Here is a 15846-nt window from a genome sequence, read left to right on the forward strand (position 1 = left end):
CAAGGTGGCATAGCTCACCGTCACCGTGCGGGCAGAGGAAGCGCTGAGCACTAGCTCGAACGATGCAGTGACATTATCCGCATCTCCCTCCGTCACGCTGACCGCTTCCGAAGTGAGCGACGGCGCATCATCGTCATCCTGGATGGTGCCAATGGCAGACCGGGTGACGAGCGTCGCCCCGCTGGCATCGCTCAATTCGAGGGTGAATGTCTCGTCCGCCTCGTCCAGGACGTCACTGAGGATCGGCACCACGATTGTGGCGCTGGTAGCGCCAGCGGCAACGTCCAGGGTTCCGGATACCGCCGTGTAGTCCTCGCCGGCGGTGGCGTTGCCGTCCGCGGTCGCGTAGCGGACGGAGGCCGCACCCGGTGCCGGTCCGGAGAGTGTGACCGTGAAAGCCATGTCCACGGTGCCGGAGTCTCCCTCCTGCACGGCCGGGCTGTTGATGCTGACCGACGGCAGGTCCTGCCCGCCGCCAGAGTCCGAACCAGAACCGCCGCCACAGGCCGCCATCAGCAGGCAGCCGAAGACGATCGCGGCATACCGCGCGTTCTCGAAATCCATAGCCAATCCGTCCTCGACGACCCTGTCCCGCCTTTGAACCTATGCCCCCAGCAGCGTCGTTGCAAGCCAACCTGCGCGGATTGCATCTGGTTATGTCACCAATGGGCCAGGCAGCGCAGTCGAGCATTCGGAAACCGGCTGATGCGGTGACTGCGCGTGGCCACAATCCTGCCCATGTGCAAAAACCGCCTATGCCAAACGTGTTCGTGCTCTTGGGGCCACCACTTAATGTAATTTCTAGATAAAGTGTCGCTAATCGGAGACATCAAGCTGCTGTTTTTTATAAGAAAAAATTTATCCGATGGCTTGTAGTCAGGCCGGGCATGAGGTTAAATCCTGCCCGGCTGGACGGGTGCCACATTGTGCGCCGGGCATGAGTCAAAGGATGGATTGGGAGGGCCGTCACAAATCGGCGGGCCAAACCTCCAATTATGTCACCAGCCGATTGCCGTATCGGGTTATGTCAGTGACACTGCCATTCCGATAAAGGCAAACCCGCCGAAAGGCGGGGACGCAAAGCCACCGGTCTACGGGCTCGGGCCTATGACAGCGGGGTTGCCGACGCGATCAGACAGCGCATTCAGTGCAGTCGTCTCGTCCTCACTCCGTGGAAACGATCCCGGGCCACTCCGCCGGCGGCGAATGGCCTTTGGACCTCACCGGCCAGGTTTGGCCGCAGGAGCACGGAGATCAATACCGTGAAAGCAGGGATATTGTCTGGCCAGGCGGCAAGGGCGGCTCTCGTTGCCGTGGCCGCGATGAGCATTGCCGGTTGTCTCATGGAATCCGACGTTGACGAAGCGCCAGCGCAGGGAGTGATCTCCCGGCCGGATTCGCCGGCGGGGTCGGACGGCAATTCGCCCCCGTCCCTGGCGGGCACGCCCCGCTCCTCGACGAAGATTGGAGAAGCGTACCGCTTCGAGCCGCGCGCAACCGACCCGGATGGTGACCCGATTAGCTTCCAGATTCAGAACAAGCCCGGCTGGGCCAGTTTCGACAGGACCACTGGCGAGATCACGGGCACGCCCCGGCAAGGCGACGAAGGCACGTACAACAACGTAAAGATCACCGCGAGTGACGGCTCGGCCAGCGATTCCCTCGCCTTCTCCATCACGGTCAACCAGGTCGCCACGGGCTCGGTGACGCTGTCCTGGACTCCCCCAACTGAAAATACCGATGGCTCGACCCTGACCGATCTCGCCGGTTACCGCATTTACTACGGCCTGTCGGAAGGTGATTACCCGAACCGGATCGCTCTGAATAACCCGGGTCTGACCCGCTACGTGGTAGAGAACCTTACGGCGGACACCTATTACTTCGTCGCGACATCGGTCAACGGGACCGGCGTCGAGAGCGACTACTCGAACGTCGCAGTCCGCACGGTCAGCGTAAACTGATTGCTTTTCGGCCGAGTTCGGCGGCCACGACCTCGGCAATCGCGAGCGCTGCCGTCAGCCCGGGTGACTCGATCCCGAAGAGATTCACGAGACCGGGGACGCCGTGCGCGTCCGCGCCCTGGATCAGGAAGTCGGCCGCCTTCTCGCCCGGGCCAACCAGTTTCGGCCGTATGCCCGTGTAACCGGGCGCGAGCCTGCCGTCCGGAAGCTCCGGCCAATAACGCCTGATGGCCTCTTCAAACGCCGGCAGCCGGCTTTCGTCGAAGCGGTAGTCCACCTCGTCCAACCAGCTGACGTCCGGCCCGAATTTCGCCTGGCCGGCCAGATCCAGGGTCACGTGGATGCCGAGTCCTCCCCCGCCCGCCACCGGGTAGACGAGGTGGCTGAATGGTGAGCGGCCCTTCAGGACATAATAGTGGCCTTTGGCGTAGCGGGTAACCGGGACGTGCTCCGGGGCGAGCCCGCGGATGCGGCTCGCGACCTCGCTGGCCCACAGCCCGGCGGCGTTGACAAGCTCGCCGCAGGTGACGGAGAAACCGGCGTCATCGTCCAGATGCAGCGTGAATCCGCCCTTGCCCGCCTCCACGTGAGTGACGCGGCTCCGCGGCACCACTGTCCCGTCGGCCGCTTCCAGGTCGGCCTGCAAAGCCAGCATCAGGGCGTGGCTATCGACGATCCCGGTCGATGGCGAGAACAAGCCGCCGACTGCGGTGACCGCCGGCTCGAGTTCTCGAATCTCGTCGACCTCGATACGCCGCAGATCGGTCACGCCGTTGGCCCGCGCGCTGGCCGCGTAAGCGTCCAGGAGGTCGAGTTCCGCCTCGCGGGCTGCCACGATCAATTTCCCCAATCGCCGGTAGGGAATCCCGCGCTCCTCGCAATAGGCATAGAGAGCTTCCCTGCCCGTCACACAGGTCTCTGCCTTGAGCGAACCCGCCGGATAATAGATGCCGGCATGCACCACTTCCGAGTTGCGGCTGCTCGTATGCGCGCCGATCTCCGCTTCGGACTCCAGAACGAGTACCTGGCGGCCCGAGCGTGCCAGAGCCCTCCCCACCGCGAGGCCGATCACCCCGCCGCCGATCACGATGCAGTCGATCCGGTCCGTCATGAGCGGTAAAGATGCGCCAGGTCCTGGCCGAGTCTGGCGATGCTCTCCTCGATAATGTCGAAGGCATCCTCGAATGCTCCCGGCGCAAGGCCGTACGGATCCTCGATCCAGGGCCGCGGCGGCCGGGCCCAGAGGCCCAGCAGACTTGCGCAAATGCCGTGGGTTTCGACAAAAGGCTGCATCGCTGACAGGTGGGCCGGCTGCATTCCCAGTACCAGGTCGCCGGGCCGGAAATCAACGTCTTTCACGTTCAGCGAGCAGTGGCCCGACAGGTCGATACCGCGGCCGTAAGCCACGCGCGCCGCAATCTGATCGGCTGGCGCGACGCCATTCGCGCCGAGGCCACAGGAAACCGTCGGCAAGCCCTCATCACGCAGCAGCGCCTCTGCGTACGGGCTCCTGCAGATATTGCCCTGGCAAACGAAAACGACCCTGCGCACTTTGCCCAGCTCCGAACGAGGGGGTCGGCGGTAGCCACCAATCAGGGCTCTGGTCATCGACAACAGCGCTCTGGCCCGCACGCGACGCCCGAATCGCTTGTTCGACTTGATGGCAAGTCCACCAAGTCGATCGTCACTGGCCGAGCGTGTCATGCTCTTCGCAGTGTTCCGCAGACCAAGCCGCCGTATGCCGGTTGTCGCCCGCCACATGGACTCGCCCACATGGCCCGCACCAAACCCGATTCGCTCCAGCGTCGCCGGCTCTTCACCGCGACGGACAATCGAATACCGATGCCTGGCTGCCAGAGTGGCGTCAAAGCCGATAGCGCGGGCGATGCGATCCTCCCTCGGGCCGAAATCATGATCCTGCCCCACCGGCCAGGCGAAAGCCTTCAGCGGCCGCCGGAGCTCGGCCGATACTCGTTGCCAGGAGAGCTCCATCTCCTTCCTCACGTCCTCCTCGGGCAGGCAGGAGAAAACGCGATGACTGCAGGAATGCGGCGCGAACGTGATCCCGCGCCCCTCCAGGTCGCGGGCCTGCTGCCAGCTCATGGGCCGATATGGCGCGGGCGGCGATGCGGGGATGACGACGTCCAGGCTCCCGGACAGGGAATCCAGTGCCGAAGAGAGCGACTCCGGCGGCAGGCTCTTGCATATCAACTGGAACTCCCTGCGCGCCAGCACACGTGCCCTCTCGCTCGACAGATCGAAATCCAGCACGAGAGAGCCCACGGGAATGCTGGCTGCGGTCGACGCCGTCTGCCGAAACGCATAATGGATCTTGGCATCCCAGGGCCAGTCGGAGCCGTCGACGAAATCGGTTATCAGGAAGATCGTGAGCGGCAATTCGCGTTGAGCAAAAACCTCCCCGAGTACCGAGCCCTGATCTTCGTAGCCGTCATCCGCCGTGAACGCGATCGACGGCCGGGAAACGCCCCTGCCGGCTCGGTAACGCTCCACGAGCTCCTCCAGGCCAAGAACCTGTATGTCGGCGGCGCGTACCTGGTCGAGATAGCGCTCGATCGCGCTGGGCTGATAACCCCCTATCCCGTTCTCCGCATCGGCAGCGCGATGAAACAACAGGATCGGCACGACGTGCCGGGTGGCATCGAGATAACGATTTCGGATGCCGGGCAGGGAGAGCACCCGATCCGCCACATTGGCCAGAGACGCTTTCAAGCTATGCCTTTATCACCGGGAACCGAAACACCCTCGGGCGGACCATTTGATACCATACGCCAGTCCGCGAACAGGGAACGCGTCACCTTTGTCAGCCACGGTCATTGTCCTCGACGGCGCCCAGAGAGCCGCGCTCGCCGTCGTCCGCAGCCTCGGCGAACGCGGACTCCGGGTTGTCGTGGCAGCAGACACGGAACGCAGCCTCGCGGGTGCATCTCGATGGTGCGTGCGAACCGCTGGGCTACCGAGCCCGGACCGCGATGCCGATGCGTTCGTATCCGCGCTCGAAGCACTTGCGAAAGGTGAAACCGCCGCCCTCGTCTTCCCGATCGCGGATGCCAGCCTCACCGCCCTGCAGGGTCGTGCCCGACTGGCGGACGCGAGAGTCGCCTCCGCGCCTCCGGAATCGTACAACGCCGTCAGCGACAAGGCGACCCTGGCCGTACGGGCGGAACGGCTCGGCGTGCCGGTACCGCATAGTATCCGGGTGGCGGATACGGACGCACTCGAGACTGCATTGACCGGCTGGCAGGGCCCCGTCGTGATCAAACCGGCCTTCTCTAAGTACCGGCGAGGCGCCTCGATCCAGTCTACCTCTGTCGCCGTCCTGCAGGACGCAGAACAGGCCCGGGCCCGGATCCCCGAATTCGACTGGCTGGGCCCGATATCCGGCCTGGTACAGCAGTTCATTCCCGGCCACGGCGTCGGCCTCTTCACGGTCTACGGCCGCAAGGGTCCGCTGCACTGGTTCGCTCATCGGCGACTGCGTGAGAAACCGCCCTCAGGAGGCGTCAGCGTGCTGTGCGAGAGTGCGCCCGTAGACCCGACGCTCAGGGATTATGCAAAAGCACTCCTGGACGACGCCGGCTGGCTGGGCCCGGCCATGGTGGAATTCCGCGTCGACGCCAACGGCAAACCCTGGCTCATGGAAATCAACGGCCGCTTCTGGGGCTCGCTGCAACTGTCCATCGACTCCGGACTCGACCTGCCATGGAGCTGGTACCGGGTCATGAACGGCGAGAATCCTGCGCCCCAGTGGGACTACGAGACCGGGCGGAAATTGCGCTGGCTGCTGGGTGATCTGGACAATCTGTACCTGACGCTCCGGGACCCGAATGTGTCGCGCAGCGCCAGAGCTCGCGCGGCCCTCCGCTTCGTGAACTTTTTCACGCCCCGCACCCGGTTCGAAGTCCTGCGCCTCGGCGACATACGGCCTTTCTGGCGCGAACTCCGGCTCTGGCTCGGGGTGGGAGGCGACCGCCGATGAGTCGACACCGCCTGCTCCATATCATCGACACCGGCGGACCCGGTGGCGCGGAGACGGTATTCGTGCGGGTTGCAGCCGGCCTGAGGGAGCGCGGCTACGAACCCGTCACCATGGTCAGCCGGGAAGGCTGGCTTTCCGGGCAGTGCCGACAGCAGGACCTCGCCCCTCTCATCAACCCACCCGGTGACGGACGACTGGCGTATCTCCGGCGGATAATCGAGGTCATCAGACGCGAAGATGTGAGCGCGGTTATCGCGCACCTCTACGGCGCGTCGTTTTACGCCTCCATCGCCGCCACCCTCGCCCGCCGACCGGTCATCAGCGTCTTCCATGGGCAGAAGGACGTGGAAGGCAGCCGACTGAACCGGGTGAAGGGCCGCATTCTGTCCCTGCCGCCCGGTCGCAGCGTTTTCGTCTCCGCCGCGCTGCTCGCCGACCTGCGACCCCGGCTGGGACTCTCCGCCCCGCGCTGCGAGGTGATCCACAATGGCGTGGACATTCGTGCATTCAAGGGCATCGGCTCGGGCCTCCGGCAGCGCCTGGGGCTCTCCGCGAGCGACATCCTCATCGGCGCGGTCGGCAATATCCGCTCCCCCAAGGCCTATGACGTCCTGCTGCGCGCCGCCAGGAGCGCGGCCGACCGGGACCCGAGACTGGTATTCGTGGTCGCCGGGGAAGGCGGCAACGATCTCGCCCATGAGCTCGAGGAATTGCACCGGCAACTCGAGCTGGAAGACCGGTTCCGCTTCCTGGGGCTCGTCGATGACATACCAGAATTCCTGGCCGGTCTCGACATCTTCACCATTGCCTCCCGCCAGGAGGGCTTTTCCATTGCTTGTGTGGAAGCGATGGCCGCCGGACTGCCGGCGGTGGCAACCCGGAGCGGCGGACCGGAGAGCATCGTCGCGGACGGCGTGACCGGTCGGCTCGTCCCGGTGGACGAACCGGTCCGGCTGGCCGACGCCCTGATCGAGCTCGCCGGCGACGATGCCGCCCGCGCAGCGATGGGAGCCGCCGGACGCCGGCGGGCGGAAGCCGAATTCAGCCTGGAGCGCAGCGTGGCTGCCTACGCCCGTCTCCTCGACGAACTGCTACCCGCTTGAGACTATGGAGACGACGGAAACGATGGAGACCGGAGCCGACCGGGCTGTCAGAGCGCGCCCGCGAGCCGCGCGAGGAAGGCGTCGGGTGAGCACGAGCGGTCCTCGTGCAGGGGCACGCGGCGAATCTCATGGGCAGGGGTCGAGCGGGTGTTCCAACCATTCTGCGTCGTGCAGGCACCCCGGTAATTCTCACGGACCAAGGCGGCAGCCGCAGGCGTAATATCTCCATTGGGATAACAGAACAGCTCGGGGCTCGTCCCCAGCTTCTGTTCGATCTCCCTGCGGGAACCGACCACTTGCTCCTCGAGCTCCGCCGGGGAGAGGTCCTCGTTCATGCGAACATGGTGCCGGGTATGCGAGCCGATACGGATGCAGCCCGAATCCCGCATCGCGGCGAGTTCCGACCAGTCCGCGAGATCCCTACCCTCCGCCGGGAGCACCGGGCCGAACCGTTCATCCAGCAAGTCGAGCTGCCGGTGACTGTCGGAATCGGAGCCCCGCTTGGCCATCGCGATGACGCGGCTGATCGCCTCACCGTCCAGTCCCTGCAATCCGACCCCGGCATCTCGCAGCAACGAATCCAACCACGGGCTGGCGGTGGCCGCCGGATCATGCGCCGCCGCTTCCAGCCGCCGTGCCAGACGCTCCGGCCAGAACGAATACTCCGTACCCGCGAGCCCCGTCACGGCGAAGATCGTCGCCGGGAGGCGCAACTCCCGTAACACGGGAAAAGCGCATTCGTAATTATCCCGCCAGCCGTCGTCGAAGGTGATGGCCGCCGCCCGCGGAGGCAAGTCGCCGCCGGATTCCCGCTGCCGGAGCCACTCGGCCAGGTCCACGGGCTCGAAGTACTCTGCCAGCAGCTCCATCTGCATACGGAAAGTGTCCTCGAACACGTACATGCCCGGCTCCACAACGCCGAGCTCCGAGAATCGGCGGGGTAGCACCCGATGATAACCGAGCACGACCAACCCCTGGGAAATAAGGGACCACCTTGCCGGCGCACGAGACGCGCCATACCAATCTCGGAGCTTGCGGTATAAAGACAGCATCCTGGGCTCAGCGCTTAATCCGAGAGCTCATAGCCAAGGCGTGAAGCGCATGCGCCAGATCCCGCGATTATCGCTTGCCGTTGTTCGGACGAGAGTTCGTCACTTTTGTCGGACGGAGCACGAACGATACCGTCAAACTCGAACCGCATTACGTTTCCAAGCACATGGTGCGCCGCCCCGTCGTTTGAGGAATCCGGCACACGGCAATGAGGTATGCCGAGGTGCTCCTCCAACCGCCGCAGAGTCGCCTCCGGATCGTTACAGAGATCTTCGTATCGCACGATGTGCAGTTGCGCCTCTGGGAACCGCTCACAAAGAGTAAAGGCCCGCTGTGCGTAGGCCCGCCATGCGCGGGCGGCCCCGGAGACGTTGGCACGCTTGCGCTTGCGTAACCAGCTTGCGCACCACGAAAGTGGATTGCGCACAAGCAGAATTACAGGCCTGCGCATACTCCTATCCGCGGATAACAGCATTTCTGCCCGCCGCATGGATTTTGTAGCATCGAGGTAGACTGTTGCCTGTGTAATCTCCAGCGCCTGCCGCATAAAGAGGAAATGGGCGTTTACAAATTCCTCATACTTTCGCCTGAGGACAGGAAGCGAATCTATGATCCGCGCTCGCACAGGAGACGCTAACCGCCCGTTACGCAGGGGCCAGTATAAGAAACGAGTTCGGACACTAGTACCTTCCTGAAGAAAGGTCGGGAGAACACGAAAAAGCGCTGGATCATAATCGGTGCCAATCCGCATCCCGGAACCTGCGACCCGGTAGAAATCACACTCGCGCAAGGCTGCCCCGCAAGAACACAGTAGCCGGCTTGGGTCTTGACCCACATGGGGAAACCCCTCTCCCTGGGTACAGACGGCAGGGTGACGATCCAGCAGCAGAGTCAGCAGCGTAGCGCCCGACAACCAGTTCGCCAGAAGTATACCTATTTGCACGCTGTCCTCCTCGCCTCGAAATCAGGGTCGATTCCTAATTACACCAGTCCGTTACGGCAGATTGCGAACCAAGTAAGGACCGAGTCGATTCGCGACAGCTAACGGCAATTTCTGCCACATGCGAATCGCTAGCCGGTACCGAGAGTTGTCGGGGTTGATGCGGGGCAATTCCTCTCCAGTGGCCAACCAGTAATGCCAGTGCAGTTGCACAGGCTCAGCGCCCCACTGCTTCTTAAAACGATACGTACCACTATCGACGGTAGACCGCCCAAAGTCGAACAACGTCTTCCCGGATTCAATGGCGTGCTTCAGCACTTCCCAATACAGCAGCATATTGATGCTGATGCGGTTGAAGTCCTGTACCGTCGAGGCCCAGGGAATCTCCATACCCCGCTCGTCGCTCAAGAGAAACGCGGCAGCAGCCGGCCTGCTGTTGACCCGGATCACCATCAGCGTCACGTCATCCGGGAAGCGATCCGCAAGAAAGCGAAACAGCGATTTAGCGTAAACCGGCGTACCCAAGTCGCGCATATTACGCGCAAATACCGCATAAAATTCGTCCACGAGCTCAGCCCCGCCGATGCATACATCAGGGTGCTCACGCAACGGCCGCTTGATCTGTGACCGGCGCTTGGAACCAATCGCCTTCCCCAGCGCCTCAGGAGACTCCGGCAATTCCAGGATCATGGCCACCTTGTCGGTGCGGCAGGGCAATGCCACCTGCTGGTCGGTGTGCCGATATTCGACATGGGTGGCCCCGCTCTCCCGAGCGAGATCCGCTGCCTCTGCGAGCAGCGCTTTCGCCGCATCCGGGCCTCTGGTCAGAACCCCGCCGTAATTCACGAACGGCAGGGATACATAGAAATTGCCGAAGAGTCGGCTCTGCAGGCGGACCAACGGCAAGACGCCCTCGAGGCTACCTGCCGAATCGATCGCTGCCAGGTACTCGGTTTCCTTGCCGAAATAATCCGCGAAGAAAGCGCGCCAAGCGTAGCGATGATAGAGGCTGGCACCCGGGCAAGCCGCCACGCAAGCATCCCACGCATCGGCCTCGGAGATGTCGATTTTCCGGACCAGCATCCGCGGTACGCCTAAGCGGCCTGACGCTCTCGCTGTTCTGCGTAAGACTGGAGCTCAACGACAGGCAGATCCAAGCTGTCGAGTACCGCGCGCATGGTCGAGAAGCGGAAATCGCCCAAGAGACGATCGAGCCGAGGCTCACATTTCTCCAGGTTCACATAATGACGAAAGCGGGATTTCCAACTGACCTGCGCCCGGGGCTGCTGGGGATCCACCTCCCAGGGGTGCGTATAGAAGGTGAATGGCTGGCCATACTTGTGATTGACCTTGCGCAGCCCCCAGCGACTGAACCAGTAAGGAAATAGCCGAAAATACCCGCCGCCGCCTATCGGCAAGCGCTGGCCCGCGATGCGGATGGTAGACGGCGGGAACTCCCGTATCTCCAGGCCATCCGGCAGCCGCAGTATATGCGGTAACGCTGGAGCCCCGGTGAAACCGTAAAAATCGTGCCGTACCGGGACGATACTGGAGTCATATTGGAACCCGGCCTCGGTGATGACGTCCAGGGCCCAGACCGATGCCGGTGTAATCGAATACGAGGCTGCGCGGTAGCCGTGAACCGGCACACCGGCGATATCTTCCAGCGTATTTTTCGCCCGCAGCGTTTCCTCACGGAAGACGGCCGGCTCCTGGCTGTAGATCAGTTGATGGCTCTGGCCGTGACAGGCCAGTTCATGCCCGGCAGCGGCGATGCGGCGGATAAGATCCGGGTGTCGCTCGGCCACCCAGCCAAGCACGAAAAAGGTACCCTGCACGCCGTGGCGGCCCATCAGGTCGAGGAGCCGACCGGTATTGGCGTCGACCCGCGATTGCTGGGACGACCAATCTCGTGGGTCAAATGCCTCTTTAAGGGCCGCGACCTGGAAATGCTCCTCCACGTCGACAGTCAGTGCATTGATGTTCGCGTTTTTCATAATGAGCTGGAGGCTGCGCCCAGCTGGCCCGGATGCTGCTATGCGGCTAGAGTGTATACGAAAGCGACCGCGCCAAGCCGGAACCTGATCACGGCCCAAAATTGATCTGAATCGCAAAAATTTTCGTGGCGATGCCTTAATATTCGTCAGCCATCACCAGAAAGGATGCCACTGTGGCCGATGTTTCTTCTGCTCCATCAACAACTGCTGCGGAACCTGCCCCCGGCTCACCGTCGTGCCGCTTCTGCGGACATCCCCTCGCTACCACTTTCGTGGACCTTGGTCTGTCCCCATTGTGCCAGACGCATATCAGCGAGGCGCAACTGGGCGAGATGGAGCCATTTTACCCTCTCCATGCCCGGGTCTGCAGCCGGTGCTTCCTCGTGCAGCTGGAAGAGTTCGTCGCCCCGGACGACATTTTTGGGGAATACGCCTATTTCTCGTCGTATTCGGACTCATGGGTGGCCCACGCACGCCGCTATTGCGAGATGATGCGCGACCGCTTCAGCCTCGGCGCGAAACACCGGGTCGTCGAGATCGCCAGCAACGACGGCTACCTGCTGCAGCACTTCATGGACATGGGCATCGGGGTGCTCGGGGTCGAGCCTGCCGCTAACGTGGCGGCGGCTGCCGAGAAGAAAGGTATCCCGAGCCGTGTCGTATTCTTCGGCGAGCAGACGGCTCGAGCTCTGCGGGCGGAATTCGGGCCTGCAGACATCCTGCTGGGCAATAACGTCCTCGCTCATGTGCCAAACCTGAATGACTTCGTGGCCGGGATGAAGGTGCTGCTCGCAGACGATGGAGTCCTCACTATGGAGTTTCCGCACCTGGAACGGCTCATCGCCGAAAACCAGTTCGACACCATCTACCACGAGCACTTCAGCTATTTTTCGTACTATACGGTCGAACAGGTCTTTGCCGCGCATGGGCTGGTGCTGTTCGACGTCGAGGAACTGCCCACTCACGGCGGCTCACTGCGTATTTTCGGCCGGCATGCAGAAGACACCGAGAGGGCGGTGACGAACAGGGTCGAGGCGCTACGGCGCCGGGAACTGGATGCCGGCGTGAACCAGATGGAGCCTTACGGCCGGTTCACCGAGCAGGTGAAAGCCACCAAGCGCAACATTCTCGCCTTCCTCATCGAGCAGAAGCAGGCCGGAAAGACCATCGCTGGCTATGGCGCGCCCGGGAAGGGCAACACCCTGCTCAATTACTGCGGTATACGCACGGATTTCTTGGATTTTACGGTGGATCGCAACCCGTACAAGCACGGCAATTATACACCCGGTACCCGTATCCCGATCCTGGCGCCGGAGGTCATAGCCGAACGGCGTCCTGATTATCTGTTCATCCTCCCCTGGAACCTCGCGGATGAGATCGCCGAGCAGTGTGCTTACATCCGCGACTGGGGCGGACAGTTCGTCACGCCCATTCCGGCGGTCCGCGTGCTATGAATCAAGCGAAGCCCACTCACATCGTCACCGGTGCCTCAGCCGGGATGGGCACGGCGGTCGCGCGCCGACTGGTCCAAACCGGGCGGCGTGTCATCGCCCCGGGCCGGAACGAGGCAGCACTGGAAGCGCTGCGTGAAGAACTCGGTCCTGATTTTGATCCGTTCACCGCGGATCTCTCCGAACCCGACCAGATTGAGACTTTCTGCGAGTCGGTAACGAATGAGAGTATCAAACTGAAGGGCCTCATCTTCTGCTCCGGCCTCGCGGTGCCTGCAAAAGTCACACAGACGACCGCCGAGAGTGTGGATCAGATGTTCGATATCAACACGCGCGCCCCCATGCTCCTGACGGCCCGACTGGCCGGTCTGCTGCAGGACAGCAACGGGGATGTTGTCTTCATCAACTCCAGCGCCTCGAGAACGCCGGGAATGGATCGTGCCGTCTACAGCGCCTCCAAGGCCGCACTGGCCAGTTTCGCCGATTGCGTTCGCGGCGAACTGAATCCTGGCGGCGTGCGCGTTGCCACCATCTATCCCGGACGCACGGCCACGCCGGGGGTCGAGCCGGTTCGCCAGTACTATCGCGATACGGTTGACATGCGTCGTCTGTTGCAGCCGGACGACATTGCGGCGCTGGTGATCCACATCCTGGACGCGCCGGACAACGTCGAGATTACGGATATTCACCTGCGACGCCGATGGCCCGACTGAAACACCGAGGCCGCCGATGCCGACCAAGGCTTCAGCCAGCGAATCAACACAATCGAGGAATCCGTCCCCATGAACATCTGGGTGAATAGAAACCATAGCGATGCGGAGCGCCGGCCCCGGGTGTATGCAGGGGACATCTTCGTTCTGCCATCGAGTGATGCCTCGCTCGAACTCTGCCAACTGGCCCGCGAGATGCTAAAGCAAGCCTTTGCGCCCCACGATCCGGAAACCGCTCAGTTTCATTTCGCCGTCGAGGAATACGCAGCCATTCTGGCAGAGCTGAAGCCGGCCTTCATCCATCACCCTGAGTGCAAGCGCCTGTTGCCCCAAATCCTGGCCACAGCCGGATGTGATCCTCGAGAGACCTATTTCGATGTACCTCGACTACGAACCTCAACCTCGGACGGCTATCTGACATCTGGCATCGCATATGCCTTCCACCCTCACCGCGACACCTGGTATTCAGCGCCCCAGTGTCAGATTAACTGGTGGATACCCGTCTACGACGTGCTGCCAGAGAATGGTATGGAGTTCTTCCCGCGCTATTTCTCCGAGCCGGTCAAGAACGGGTCCTGTGACTACAATTACTATGTCTGGAATCGGGATAATCGCGCACAAGCGGCTCAACACGTGAAGAAAGATACCCGCCGCCAACCGAGGCCAGAGGAGACGCTGGATATCACCCATCCGCTCCGGCTTGTTCCCATGGTGGGTGAGATCATCGTGTTTTCCGGCGCGCAATTGCATGCCTCGGTGGAGAACTCGAGTGGAGTAGCCCGTTTCAGTATCGATTTTCGTACCGTAAACCGGCGGGATCTCAAGCAAGATCGGGGGACGCCTAATATCGACTCCGAGTGCACCGGCACGACGCTCAGGGATTTCCTGAACTGTAGCGATCTTGGCCGCCTGGATGAAGGCCTGGTCGCACTTTATGATCGCGACGGCGGGCCCGCCGATGCGCCCAAAGTGTTTGACCCGACACAGGCGTCCCGAGAGAGTCTCGCAGTACCTAAGCCGTAGTGCGACTCTCGTTAATCCAGAGGCACTACCACGTCGCATCTCTTCCCGCGTTTCCGAGTCAAATGTTCGAGTAAGTCCCGACTTGGGGCGAAACAGTGGCCCGTGGAAAAGCGGCGGCAAAGCGTTAGCTAAAAAAGCGACCGTACGCCCTGGGGGACAACAACCCATGCGAGTCGCACTCTAGTTATACTGTTCAACCGAGCACATAAAATCCTGGCCGCAGTAGAAACGGCAACAAAGCCAACCAAATCTAAATGCTTTCCGCTTCTCTGATCACAGCCTGCAAGCGCAAGTCGCTGTTGTTACCGACCCGCTGGGGGTCCGCTCGTTGATCCACACATCTGCCGACTAATGCAGGAGTAAAAAACAGGTGACGAACATAACGATAGTTACGCCTAAATCACCGTTTCCGGCGCGTTCCGACGGAGTTACGATCCGCTTGCAACCGATATTTCGTTACCTCGCCGCCCGTCACAGGGTTCAACTTCTGGTCGTCCATGATCCGCGTCCGAATGCTGTAGCACGCGCCATGGAAGCAAGCACGCTTTGCCATGAAGTTCGCAGCCTTCCGCCGAGAGTCAAGCCGCGCCTTGTCAGAAAATTGGAGACAATTCGCGGAATTCTCAGCCCTACCCGGGCTCCGTACGAGCTACTGAGACACGGAAGCCACCAAATCGTCGACTTTATTGCAATCAACGCCGATCGACATAACTCGGCGGTTGTTCTTTGGATTGGTGGCTCCGAGGCGGCATCCCTTTACGCGAAACGGAAAGATTCCCTACCGAATGTAGTCGATTGGTGTGATTCACCCTCCCTTCACTCGCATCGTCGAGCCGGGGACTCGAGATTCGCGCGCTGGCGAGCTGAGCGACTTCGGAAATGGGAATCATCTCTGCGGGCGTCATACAGCGCATCAATCTATATTTCAGAAATCGATAGCCGGTTTGCGACTCAACAGCACCAAAACGTCTATGTGGTACCAAATGGTGTCTTAGATGACATGGTTGAGGAAAGCCCTCCGGCCGCACAAGGTTTGACTGTTGGGTTCTTGGGCAACATGGGATACCAACCGAACGTGGAAGCCGCAATTCGCCTGCATCGAATTGTTCGAACGTTGCGAAGCCGATTTGATGACCTACACCTGAAGATCATTGGCAGAGCCCCGACAAAGGAGATTCTGGAACTCGCAGGGCCACATGTAGAAGTGACCGGACCAGTCGATTCAATTTGGGTGCATCTTAAACAATGCGACCTGATGGTATTTCCGATGACGTCTGGTGCGGGCCTTCAGAATAAGCTCTTAGAATCGATGCATGCCGGAACGCCGGTTATTGCGAGTACCATTTGTCTGGACCCGCTTGGGGATGACATCGATGAGGTAGCCTTGCGAGCTGATACAGATGAAGAGTTCCTCACGGCGATTGACAGTCTCTTGTCCGCACCAGCGCGCCGACATGCACTCGGCGAGAGAACAAAAAAGTTCGTATCGCGTTTCAAGTGGGAAGAGATCCTGCCTTACTATGAGAATATTGTGCTGCGCGCGGTGGGTCGTTCGTGACTTAGCGATTGCGAGTTCTGGATGGTCGAAATCTCACCAGGTTACTCTTCCATTAG

General features: G+C 61.5%; 14 protein-coding genes and 1 riboswitch. Of the genes, 7 read left to right on the forward strand and 7 right to left on the reverse strand.

The features are described from left to right. Positions 1-564: Calx-beta domain-containing protein (locus tag ACJMKX_RS08720; protein ID WP_405223824.1), on the reverse strand; the 564-nt coding region annotated here is incomplete at its 3' end. A gap of 478 nt (positions 565-1042) precedes the next feature. Then, positions 1043-1127, forward strand: a riboswitch (cyclic di-GMP riboswitch). Positions 1128-1262: 135 nt separating this feature from the next. Here ACJMKX_RS08720 and ACJMKX_RS08725 point away from each other — a divergent pair. After that, positions 1263-1961 carry a putative Ig domain-containing protein gene (locus tag ACJMKX_RS08725; RefSeq protein WP_405223826.1) on the forward strand — a complete coding sequence of 233 codons (699 nt, stop codon included), beginning with the start codon at positions 1263-1265 and terminating at the stop codon, positions 1959-1961. Here the strand turns inward: ACJMKX_RS08725 and ACJMKX_RS08730 are convergent. Both ACJMKX_RS08730 and ACJMKX_RS08735 read right to left on the reverse strand, forming a co-directional pair. Continuing rightward, entirely contained in the window at positions 1948-3072 is a 1125-nt protein-coding gene (locus tag ACJMKX_RS08730) for an NAD(P)/FAD-dependent oxidoreductase (RefSeq protein WP_405223828.1), read from the reverse strand. The two genes, ACJMKX_RS08725 and ACJMKX_RS08730, sit on opposite strands and share 14 nt — an antisense overlap. Then, complete coding sequence (locus ACJMKX_RS08735) at positions 3069-4691, reverse strand: arsenate reductase/protein-tyrosine-phosphatase family protein (RefSeq protein ID WP_405223830.1); 1623 nt, start codon at positions 4689-4691, stop codon at positions 3069-3071. Before ACJMKX_RS08735 ends, ACJMKX_RS08730 begins: the two co-directional genes overlap by 4 nt. Before the next feature lie 88 nt (positions 4692-4779). Here ACJMKX_RS08735 and ACJMKX_RS08740 point away from each other — a divergent pair, with 88 nt between their 5' ends. Both ACJMKX_RS08740 and ACJMKX_RS08745 read left to right on the forward strand, forming a co-directional pair. Continuing rightward, positions 4780-5958, forward strand: coding sequence for a carboxylate--amine ligase (locus ACJMKX_RS08740; RefSeq protein WP_405223832.1), 1179 nt, complete (start codon positions 4780-4782; stop codon positions 5956-5958). Continuing rightward, positions 5955-7061, forward strand: a complete 1107-nt coding sequence (locus tag ACJMKX_RS08745; RefSeq protein WP_405223834.1) for a glycosyltransferase — start codon at positions 5955-5957, stop codon at positions 7059-7061. The genes ACJMKX_RS08740 and ACJMKX_RS08745 overlap by 4 nt, the downstream gene beginning before the upstream one ends. Before the next feature lie 47 nt (positions 7062-7108). Here the strand turns inward: ACJMKX_RS08745 and ACJMKX_RS08750 are convergent, their stop codons facing one another. From ACJMKX_RS08750 to ACJMKX_RS08765, 4 genes are all read right to left on the reverse strand, one after another. After that, complete coding sequence (locus tag ACJMKX_RS08750; RefSeq protein WP_405223836.1) at positions 7109-7963, reverse strand: polysaccharide deacetylase family protein; 855 nt, start codon at positions 7961-7963, stop codon at positions 7109-7111. A 164-nt stretch (positions 7964-8127) separates the two neighbouring features. Next, entirely contained in the window at positions 8128-8862 is a 735-nt protein-coding gene (locus ACJMKX_RS08755) for a sulfotransferase family protein (RefSeq protein WP_405223838.1), read from the reverse strand. 243 nt (positions 8863-9105) lie between these two features. Next, positions 9106-10134, reverse strand: a complete 1029-nt coding sequence (locus ACJMKX_RS08760; RefSeq protein WP_405223840.1) for a FemAB family XrtA/PEP-CTERM system-associated protein — start codon at positions 10132-10134, stop codon at positions 9106-9108. A gap of 11 nt (positions 10135-10145) precedes the next feature. Continuing rightward, positions 10146-11048 carry an XrtA system polysaccharide deacetylase gene (locus ACJMKX_RS08765; protein WP_405223842.1) on the reverse strand — a complete coding sequence of 301 codons (903 nt, stop codon included), beginning with the start codon at positions 11046-11048 and terminating at the stop codon, positions 10146-10148. A gap of 173 nt (positions 11049-11221) precedes the next feature. Here ACJMKX_RS08765 and ACJMKX_RS08770 point away from each other — a divergent pair, with 173 nt between their 5' ends. The 4 genes from ACJMKX_RS08770 to ACJMKX_RS08785 all read left to right on the forward strand — a co-directional run bounded on the left by ACJMKX_RS08770 (position 11222) and on the right by ACJMKX_RS08785 (position 15790). After that, the gene (locus ACJMKX_RS08770; RefSeq protein WP_405223844.1) at positions 11222-12502 is read left to right on the forward strand and encodes a methyltransferase domain-containing protein; all 1281 of its coding nucleotides are present in this window, start codon (positions 11222-11224) and stop codon (positions 12500-12502) included. Further along, a complete protein-coding gene (locus ACJMKX_RS08775; RefSeq protein WP_405223846.1) occupies positions 12499-13212 on the forward strand; it encodes an SDR family oxidoreductase in 714 nt (237 codons plus the stop codon). The genes ACJMKX_RS08770 and ACJMKX_RS08775 overlap by 4 nt, the downstream gene beginning before the upstream one ends. Before the next feature lie 69 nt (positions 13213-13281). Then, on the forward strand, positions 13282-14232 hold the full coding sequence (locus tag ACJMKX_RS08780) for a phytanoyl-CoA dioxygenase family protein (RefSeq protein ID WP_405223848.1): 951 nt from the start codon (positions 13282-13284) through the stop codon (positions 14230-14232). Positions 14233-15232: 1000 nt separating this feature from the next. After that, the gene (locus ACJMKX_RS08785) at positions 15233-15790 is read left to right on the forward strand and encodes a glycosyltransferase family 4 protein (protein WP_405223850.1); all 558 of its coding nucleotides are present in this window, start codon (positions 15233-15235) and stop codon (positions 15788-15790) included. Positions 15791-15846 lie beyond the last annotated feature (56 nt).

The sequence above is a fragment of the Lentisalinibacter sediminis genome, assembly GCF_040706615.1.
Classification (GTDB): domain Bacteria; phylum Pseudomonadota; class Gammaproteobacteria; order Steroidobacterales; family Woeseiaceae; genus Lentisalinibacter; species Lentisalinibacter sediminis.